Here is a 9503-nt window from a genome sequence, read left to right as displayed (position 1 = left end):
GCAAACCCGCGTTTAGCGGGGAGCGGGTGAGGCTGGGGGATGTCGCTATCGTCTCAACCGGTAATATCGCTCCGCATAAAAGTGAGTTCTCCAATGAAGGCACGCCATTTGTTCGCGCTGGCAGCCTCTCAAAACTGCAGGAAGGAAGCAGCCTTCGAGAGCTGGAGAAAATCAATGAAGATACAGCGAAGAAGCTGGGCCTTAAACTATTCCCTTCCGGAACGGTTCTGTTTGCAAAAAGCGGAATGTCGTGCACGAAAGGGAATATCTACAATCTCCCTGAGCCATGCTACGTAGTTTCCCACCTTGCCTGCATCACACCCAAAAAGCCAATATCGAAATACCTGGAACACTACTTTCGTTTTCATAAACCTAACGTGCTGATCGAGAATCCTTCGTTTCCATCCATTAGGCTGAGCAGGATATCTCAGATGGAGATAACCCTGCCGAACGATGAGGAGATCGAGAAGCAGATCGCGAATCTAGACGCTTTAGAAAGCATGATCGCGCAAAGCAATGCGCTCATCTCCCACCTCCAATCCCTGGCCAAATCGCGGTTTGTCGAGATGTTCGGGGATCCGGTCGACAACCCACACAACTGGCCCGTGGAAAAGTTATCAACACTCGGAAATTTAAAGAACGGAATTAACTTCAGATCCACTGAATCCGGTCAAGAAATTCCTTGTCTAGGTGTAAGCGATTTCAAAAACAGGTCGCGGATAGACGACATGAGCCTTATTTCTAGAATTCGAATTGATAACGAACTTGGCGATTCGCAGGTCTTGAAAGACGGTGACGTAATCTTCGTCCGCTCCAATGGCAATAAACAGCTTGTAGGAAGATGCTTGGCGATTTTTCCTAAGTCCCAGAAGGTAACATTCAGCGGTTTTTGCATAAGGTTCAGGTCAACATCAAACAAAACCAATCTTGAATATCTTCTTAGCACGCTCAAAACAAGCTCGATGAGATCGGCCATGATGGGTCGGGGTGCGAATATACAAAACCTCAATCAGAAAATACTCGCCAATCTTGAGATACCGATACCGCCTTTGGAGCTCCAACGGGAGTTCGCGGCCTTCGCCCGCCAGGCCGCCAAATTGGAATTTGTCGCTCGGCAGCAAATCGAGAAGTTGCAGCTGCTTTACGACAGCCTCGCCCAAGAGTATTTTGGGTGAACCATGCCGAGCATCGTTGCGCACAGAAACAGGCGATCCGCTACCGCCAAACCGCCCAGGAGGCTAGCATGACCGAACGGACAGCTCGCGAAATAGATTTCAGCGTCTTCCTCATCCACCGCGTTGCCGAAAGCTGGCAAAAAACCCCTTCGGAAACGTTTCGCCTGCTCGATGATGCGAACATCGTCTCCGAATACATCGTGCCGTTCTACGACGTGCTGCACACCCTCGGCGAGGAGCGCCTCGTGAACGACATAACCGAACTCGCCGAAAAGAGGGGCGTGACTCTATGAGGCTTTTCCACGGCTCCAGCATCGCCGTCTCCAAGCCGCGCATCGGCTTCTCACGGGCCAACCTCGATTTTGGCCGAGGATTCTACGCAACCTCGATACGAACCCAAGCCGAACGCTGGGCCAAACGCAAGGCCTTCCTAGATGGCAGCGACACCGCCATCGTCAGCGAATTCGAACTGGGCGATCTCACCTCTTTGAAAACGTTGGAATTCAAAGAGCCCGATGCGGACTGGGTCGATTTCGTCTGTCACTGCAGACGAGGCGGATCTCGATACAAGGACTACGATCTCATCATGGGAGGTGTGGCCGACGACAAAGTGTACGAAGCCGTCAGCATGTATTTCAAAGGACTATGGGACATGGAGACGACGCTCAACGCACTGCGCTTCTATGAGGTGAACGATCAGTACTGCTTCGTGACGCAGGAGGCTATCGACGAAACCCTTGCCTTCGTCGCATCGTACGAGGTGCGCTCATGAACGTAAGCGAGAACGCCGTCAAAAGCCTCGGGAGCTTCTTGATCGAGCGCCAAGAAGCCGACATCGTCGCTATCCTCGCAAAGAAAATGAACGCGACGGCAGACGAAGCGCTGCTGACGTATTACGAAAGCGACCTGGCTTTGAAAATCGAACAGGGAGAGCTGGGCATCCAGTACCTGCCTGCCGAATACCTGGCCGACGAGGTGCTCAAGCGTAAGGGAAATCCTCCGCATTCGCCCGAAAAGAACCCCTCTGCCAACCCTGATCGGAAGTGACGCTCCATGAACTTCGGCTTTCTCGCCTCCAAGCCTGAATACGCGCTGTTCTCAGATGCGTGCATCGAAGCGGAGCGCACGTTCGCCACCAGTCCCGCCATGTGCGTCGTGGGCTGCCGCAAAGCGCTTGAACTGGCGGTGAAATGGGTCTATGCGGCCGACGAAACCATGAAGGAACCCTATCGGGACAACCTGCAATCGCTTTTGCACGAACCGACGTTCCGCTTCGCCGTCAACCGCACGGTTTGGAGCCGGCTTCCCCTTTTGGTGAAGATGGGAAATACCTCCGTCCACACGAACAAGAAGCTGCAACCGCAAGATGCCGTACTCGCATTGAGGATCCTGTTCGATTTCGTGCAGTGGCTCGATTACTGCTACGGATCGGCCTACGAGCAGCGCGCTTTCGACGAGCGAAAAATCCCCGCCGTCAAGCTTGCCCTCGACGTGAAGGCCATCAAGCAGCGAGAATCGCTCCTTGAGCAGAAAGACGACGAGATCCGAAGGCTGGAGGAAGAGGTTCGCCGCCTCCGCTCGCAATTCTCAACTGCGAAAGCGGAAACCGCCGATGCCGAGCCGTTCAACCCCGACGAAATCCCCGAAAGCGAAACGCGCAGACGCTACATCGACTTCGATCTTCAATACGCCGGCTGGACCGAAGACAGCATCGAAACCGAAGTCGAAGTGGTTGGAATGCCCAACAGCGAGGGCAAAGGATACATCGACTACGTCCTCAACGGCAAGAACGGCAAGCCCCTTGCCATCATAGAAGCCAAGCGCACCATGCACGACCCGAAAAAGGGCTTGCAACAGGCACGGCTCTATGCGGAATGCCTCGAAGCGCAGTACGGATACAAGCCGTTCATCTTCCTTTCGAACGGTTTCGAAACATACTTCTGCGACGACGACGAAGCGCCCGAGCGCCCCTGCTCGGGCGTATTCTCCCGCGACGACCTGCAACGCCTGATGAATCGACGCGGCAGCATGCTCCCCCTTGAAAGCATGCGCGTGGACGACAAGATAGCGGGACGCTATTACCAGATAGAGGCCATCAAGGCGATCTGCTCCCATTTCGAAGAGGGACACCGTAAAAGCCTGCTCGTCATGGCAACCGGCACGGGAAAGACCCGCACCGCCGCCGGGCTCGTCAATGTACTCGCGCGCGCCAATCAGATGACGAACGCGCTTTTCTTGGCAGATCGCGTTGCGCTGGTGAGCCAAGCCAAGCACTCTTTCCAAGAGTACTTGCCCCAGATGAGCCTTTGCAACCTCTGCGAGGCGAAGGACAAGCAGGAAAACAAAGACGCGCGCATTGTATTCTCCACCTATCCGACCATCCTCAACGCCATCGACAACTTGCAGAACGACGAGGGCGAGCGCTTGTACACGCCCGCGCATTTCGATCTGATCATCGTCGACGAGGCGCATCGCTCCATCTTCAAGAAGTACCGCGCCATATTCGACTACTTCGACGCGAAAGTGGTGGGCCTCACCGCCACGCCTAAAGACGAGGTCGACAGGAACACCTACGATTTCTTCGAGGTGGAGCGCGGCGTTCCCACCTACGTGTACGACTACCGTACCGCCGTCTACCAAGATCATTACTTGGTGCCCTATTTTAATATCGAGGTCAGCACCAAATTTCTGGAAGAGGGCATAACCTACGACGAACTGTCGGAAAGCGACCGCGAACGCTATGACGACGATTGGGAAGAGGCCTATGGAACCAACGCCCCGGAGTTTACCCCCTCGTCACAGTTGAATTCATGGGTCTTCAACGAGAAAACCGTCGAGATGGTGCTGCAAGACCTTATGGAGAACGGTATCAAGATTCACGGCGGCGAACTCCTTGGCAAAACGATCATCTTCGCTCAGAACAAGCGTCATGCGGACTATATCGTGGAGCGTTTCGGAAAGCTGTATCCGAGGCTGTCTAAAGGCGGGTTCATCAGGCGCGTTGTGCATGGCGACGACTACTCGCATACCGCCATCGACCAGTTCAAGCTCAAAGAACTGCCCGTGATCACCGTTTCCGTCGATATGATGGATACCGGCATCGACGTTCCCGAGATACTCAATCTGGTGTTCTTCAAGCAGGTCCGCTCGAAGACGAAATTCTGGCAGATGATCGGTCGTGGCACACGCCTTTGCCCCGACATCTGGGCCGAAGATCGCCTTGATGGCGAGTACGCCGACAAACGGCGCTTCTTCATATTCGACTACTGCGGCAATTTCGAATTCTTCCGCCAGGGGAAGAACATGGCCGAAGGAGCGAATCCCGAATCCCTTTCGGAGCGCATCTTCAAACGCGAAGTGGAGCTGGTACACGCTCTGCAACACAGCGCGTTCGCCGATGAAGAGCATCAAAAGCGTCGATCCCGCATGGTGTACGAAGTGGTGAGTTTGACCAAAAGCCTGAAGGAGGAGCCCATCAAGGCTTCGGTCAAGCTCAAAATGCACGCCGTGGAGAAGTTCGGATACGAGTACGCGTTCTCGTCCTTGAGCGACACCGACGTCGGAGAGCTCCAAAACGACGTGGCGCCGCTTGTCCGCATCGACGAGGACGACCAGTTCGCCCTGCGTTTCGACGCTTTGATGTACGGGTACATGATTGCGGCGATCCGCGGAGAAAGCACGTCACTGCACCGGCGCAAGCTCGTCAACATCGCCGTCGCGCTTGAAGGGAAGGCGACGGTTCCCCAGGTGAAAGAGAAGCTTCCGACGATCCAGCGAGTGAGTGCCGAGGGCGTCTTGGACAAGGCGGGCATGATCGAACTCGACGATCTGCGCTTAGAGCTGCGCGGCCTCGTGAAGTTCATCGCAGACCAAAACCCGCGCGCCATCGTCACAACCAGTTTGAACGATCCGATCACCTCGCGACAAGAAGGGGAATTGCTCGACCTCGGCGAAGAGTTCGCCGACTACAAGCTCAAAGTCAACCGCTACATCAACGAGAACGGAGACAAGCTTGTCATCCACAAGCTGCACAACAACCTGCCCATGACCCAAGTCGAATTCGACGAACTCGAGCGCATTTTCACCGAAGAGCTGGGCACGAAGAGGGACTATCGAACCGCCTACGAAGACACCCCGTTCGGATTGCTGGTGCGAAAGATCGCCGGGCTCGACCACGAAGCCGTCATGGCCGCATTCGCCGACTTCATCAACGACGAGGCCTTGAATCCGCGGCAGATGGCCTTCGTCCGAAAGGTCGTGGAGTTCGTGGAGGAAAACGGCTCGATGGAGCCCTCTGCCCTCTCCAAAGCCCCGTTCGACAGACCGACCTCGTTCTTCCGACTATTCGACGACGGTAGGCAGAAGCGGCTCGTCCAGATCATACGACAGATACACGCCAACGCGACCGAACCCGCCGCATAAAATATACCCTGCGCAGGTAGCGGTGAGCCACTCAATTCGTGGCACACCGCGTCACGAATTGAAGCGCAAGAAGAATCTGTGCATGTTAAGTAGGCGGTAGTGTGCCCATGCCAATTCAGGACGCAGTGCGTCCTGAATTGGCAAAGCGAGAAAGAATCCTACTTCGCGACGATGTTCACCAGGCGGCCAGGGACCACGACGACCTTCTTCACGTCCTTGCCGGCAAGCGCGGCCTCCACGGCGGCGAGGCCCGCGGCCCGCACGTCGTCCTCGGGCGCGTCGGCGGCCACGGTGATGCGCGCCTTCACCTTGCCGTTCACCTGCACGGCCAACTCCACCTCGTCGGCTTTCGCCTGCTCGGGGTCGAACTGGGGCCACGGCTGCACGTGCACCGAATCCTCGTGACCCAGGGCGCCGTGCCACAGCTCCTCGGCCCAGTGCGGCGCAATGGGGGCCATGAGCTTCACGATGGCCTCTGCCAGGTCGATGTCGAACGCCTGCGCGTGATCGCACGAGCGGCGCATCCCCTGCGGCACCGTGCGCAGGTACTCGCTCGTCGCGTTGCACAGCTCCATGATGGCGGCGATGGCCGTGTTGAAGTTGTTGCGGTCGAAGTCGTCGATCACCTTGCCCACCACGCGATGGCGCTCGCGCAGCGCCGTCTTCGACGCCTTGTGCGCCGCCTCCACGGAAGGCTCGCCGCCCGCGAAGAGCGTGTCCTCGCCAGCGACGCCCGCCAAATCGCACACGATGCGCCACGCGCGGTTCATGAACTTGTAGATGCCGGCCAAGCCGCCCTCGTCCCACAAAAGGTCCTTGTCGGGCGGGGCCATGAACAGGATGTAGGCGCGCACGGCATCGGCGCCGTACTCGGCGATCATGTCCTCGGGCGCAATGACGTTGCCCTTCGACTTGCTCATCGTCTCGCCATGCTCGTCTTTCACCATGCCTTGGCACAAGAGGTTCTTGAAAGGTTCGCCCACCTCGAGCATCCCCATATCGCGCAGCACCTTCGTGAAGAAACGGCTATACAGAAGGTGGAGGATGGCATGCTCGATGCCGCCGATGTATTGGTCTACCGGCATCCAGCGGTTCGCCTTCTCGGACGCGAACGGCGCAGCGTCGTTATGCGGGTCGGTGTAGCGCAGGTAGTACCAGCTGGAGCAGGTGAACGTGTCCATCGTGTCCGTCTCGCGCCGCGCGGGGCCGCCGCACACGGGACAGGTGCATTGCGCGAACGCCTCATGCGTGGCAAGCGTCTCGCCCGCCGCGAGGTCGATGTCCTCCGGCAGCCGCACCGGCAGATCCTCCTCCGGCACCGGCACAAGACCGCATTCCGGGCAGTGAATGGCCGGAATGGGATTGCCCCAGTAGCGCTGGCGGCTGATGAGCCAGTCGCGCAGACGGAACTCCACCTTCTTGCGGCCCGTGCCCGCAGCCTCCAAATCGGCGATGATGGCGTCCACGGCGGGGCTGTGCTTGCCGCCCACGAGGCCGGTGTATTTGCCGGACTGCACCAGCACGCCCTCCGCGTCGTAGGCGCGCTCCCAGTCCACGCTCGTCACGCGGCGCTCCCGCACGCCGGCGAGCTGCGGATACAGCGGGTCGTCCTCGCCCAAGATGATGGGGATGATGGGCAGGTCGTACTTGCGCGCGAACTCGAAGTCGCGCTGGTCGCCGCACGGCACGGCCATCACCGCGCCGGTGCCGTAGTCGCTCACGATGTAGTCGGCCACCCACACGGGCACCTTCTCGCCGTTGATGGGGTTCACCATGTAGCGCCCGGTGAACGCGCCGTGCTTCTCGCGGTCGCCCTGCGCGCGCTCCACGGCGCTCACCTTGGCGGCCCGCTCCACCACCTCGCGCACGGCAGCCTCGTACTCGGTGCCGGCCACGAGGTCCATGAGGCCCGGATACTCGGGCGCCAGCAGGAAGAACGAGCAGCCGAAGAGGGTGTCGGGGCGCGTGGTGAACACGGTGATCTTCTGTTCCGTCGGCTTATCAGCCGACGGACAAGCCGACGCTGCGGCCGCTTCCGAGGGAGAACCTTGCGGCTCCAAGCCTTCCTCACGTGCAGAAGCACGCTTCGTCAGGCTTTCACCGCAATCTTCACCCTCGGAAGCGGCCTCGCTGACGTTACGAACGAACTGCGCGTCTTCACGCGGAACCAACGTGAAGTCCACTTCCGCACCCTCGCTGCGGCCGATCCAGTTCGCCTGCATCTGCTTGACGCGCTCGGGCCAGCCGTCCAGCTGATCCAGGTCGTCGAGCAGCTCCTGCGCGTAGTCGGTGATCTTGAAGTACCATTGCGTGAGGTCGCGCTTCTCCACCTCGCCGTGGCAGCGCCAGCACTCGCCTTCGGTCACCTGCTCGTTCGCCAGCACGGTCTGGCAGTTCGGACACCAGTTCACCGGGCTGTTGCGACGTTCCACCAACCCGCGCTTCCAAAACTGCAGGAAGATCCACTGGCCCCAGCGGTAGTACTCGGGGTCGCACGCCACCACGGTGCGGTCCCAGTCGTAGGAGAAGCCCATGCGCTTGAAGCTGGCCTTCTGCGTGTCGATGTTGGCGTAGGTCCACTTCGCCGGATGGCTGTTGTGCTTGATGGCGGCGTTCTCGGCGGGCAGCCCGAACGCGTCCCAGCCCATCGGGTGCAGCACGTCGAAACCGCGCATCTTCGAGTAGCGCGCAATGACGTCGCCGATGGTGTAGTTGCGCACGTGGCCCATATGGATGTCGCCCGAGGGATACGGGAACATCTCCAGCACGTAGCGCTTCGGCTTGGAGGCGTCCTCGGTCACTTTGTACAGATCGGCATCGGCCCACTCCTTCTGCCAGCGGGGCTCGATCTCATGCGGGTTGTACTGTTTCATGCTCGCTACCTTTTCGCGTCCGTCAACCTGCGCGCCAATGCGCAATGCTTCATTATACATCAGCAAGACCCTCCCGAACCCGGCAGGCCGGATGCGGCGGCGTGGGCTGCCAACCCAGGTGAACGGGCCGATCGGCAGGCCGAACCGAACGTCGGAGGATACGAGCGACTTCGCAAGGCGGCCGCGCAAGCGAACGTAACGCGAGCCCCAACCCCATTCAGAACGCCAAGGCGGATGCGCGGCGGCTAGAATTCCGCCTCGCACACGCAGTTCACGCCCATGCGCCCGCAGAGGGCGACAAGTTTTTTGTCGGCAGTGAACAGGGTTGCCGCATTGCGCCGAGCAAGCGTGGCGTAGAACAGGTCGTACACCGAATGACCCTGCCGCACCGCCTCGGCAAACGATTCCGCAGCGTTCTCCTCGAGGGGAACGAATTCGTCAACGAGGCCGAGAGCCTCCGTTATATGCGCCTCGGCATCCTCAACGGAGAGCAATCCAGCACGTGTGTACTCCCAAAACGCATTACGCACCTCGGCACAAAACAGCTCCGAGGCAATGACGTGTTCGTTCTTCAGCATCAGGCAGCGAAAACCATAGCCGCGCGAGGTGCCCCGCACTATTTCCGCCGCCGCACTGCAATCGAGCACGATCATCGGATGTGGCTCAATTCGGGAACGATGCGGTCATCGTGCTCCTCGCGCATCTGGCGCACGATCTCCGCCGGCTCGGGAAAATCGTCGGGAACCTCGAACTTCGGGAGCGCGTCGATTCGCTCGAACAGTTTCCTGCGTCGCTCCGAACGCTCTTCAGGAGTTTCCGCAGTTCGACTACACGTCCGAGAAACCGCATCGGGCCTTTCGACAGCAGGACGAACGACCCAGCTAGCAGACCCGCCTCCTTGACGATACGCGTGCAGGTACTCTCGCAGCACGTGGACGGTTTGCTGGGAGATGCTGCGGTCTTGCGCCGCCGCGCATTCACGCAGCTGGTCGTACAGATCGCTGGGGAAATCCTTCACCTGCAAAGCGGGCAT

At 58.8% G+C, this 9503-nt stretch carries 8 protein-coding genes; 5 read left to right on the top strand and 3 right to left on the bottom strand.

Annotated features, from left to right (window positions below):
• From B5F40_RS09745 to B5F40_RS09725, 5 genes are all read left to right on the top strand, one after another.
• On the top strand, positions 1 to 1175 hold a 1175-nt coding region (locus B5F40_RS09745; protein WP_140396473.1), incomplete at its 5' end, for a restriction endonuclease subunit S.
• Positions 1176 to 1243: 68 nt separating this feature from the next.
• Positions 1244 to 1468, top strand: coding sequence for a DUF3791 domain-containing protein (locus tag B5F40_RS09740; protein WP_087194139.1), 225 nt, complete (start codon positions 1244 to 1246; stop codon positions 1466 to 1468).
• Positions 1465 to 1947, top strand: a complete 483-nt coding sequence (locus B5F40_RS09735) for a DUF3990 domain-containing protein (RefSeq protein WP_087194138.1) — start codon at positions 1465 to 1467, stop codon at positions 1945 to 1947. The genes B5F40_RS09740 and B5F40_RS09735 overlap by 4 nt, the downstream gene beginning before the upstream one ends.
• A complete protein-coding gene (locus B5F40_RS09730) occupies positions 1944 to 2222 on the top strand; it encodes a hypothetical protein (protein WP_087194137.1) in 279 nt (92 codons plus the stop codon). The genes B5F40_RS09735 and B5F40_RS09730 overlap by 4 nt, the downstream gene beginning before the upstream one ends.
• A gap of 6 nt (positions 2223 to 2228) precedes the next feature.
• Positions 2229 to 5597 carry a DEAD/DEAH box helicase family protein gene (locus tag B5F40_RS09725; RefSeq protein WP_087194136.1) on the top strand — a complete coding sequence of 1123 codons (3369 nt, stop codon included), beginning with the start codon at positions 2229 to 2231 and terminating at the stop codon, positions 5595 to 5597.
• 158 nt (positions 5598 to 5755) lie between these two features.
• Here the strand turns inward: B5F40_RS09725 and leuS are convergent, their stop codons facing one another.
• From leuS to B5F40_RS09705, 3 genes are all read right to left on the bottom strand, one after another.
• A complete protein-coding gene (gene leuS / locus B5F40_RS09720) occupies positions 5756 to 8470 on the bottom strand; it encodes a leucine--tRNA ligase (RefSeq protein ID WP_239442989.1) in 2715 nt (904 codons plus the stop codon).
• A gap of 245 nt (positions 8471 to 8715) precedes the next feature.
• Positions 8716 to 9123, bottom strand: coding sequence for a type II toxin-antitoxin system VapC family toxin (locus B5F40_RS09710; protein ID WP_140396472.1), 408 nt, complete (start codon positions 9121 to 9123; stop codon positions 8716 to 8718).
• Positions 9120 to 9503 (bottom strand): hypothetical protein, encoded by a 384-nt coding sequence (locus B5F40_RS09705; RefSeq protein WP_087194135.1) that lies wholly within the window; start codon positions 9501 to 9503, stop codon positions 9120 to 9122. The genes B5F40_RS09710 and B5F40_RS09705 overlap by 4 nt, the downstream gene beginning before the upstream one ends.

This window comes from Gordonibacter sp. An230, from assembly GCF_002159915.1.
Lineage (GTDB): Bacteria > Actinomycetota > Coriobacteriia > Coriobacteriales > Eggerthellaceae > Rubneribacter.
This window is presented reverse-complemented; position numbering and strand designations above follow the sequence as displayed.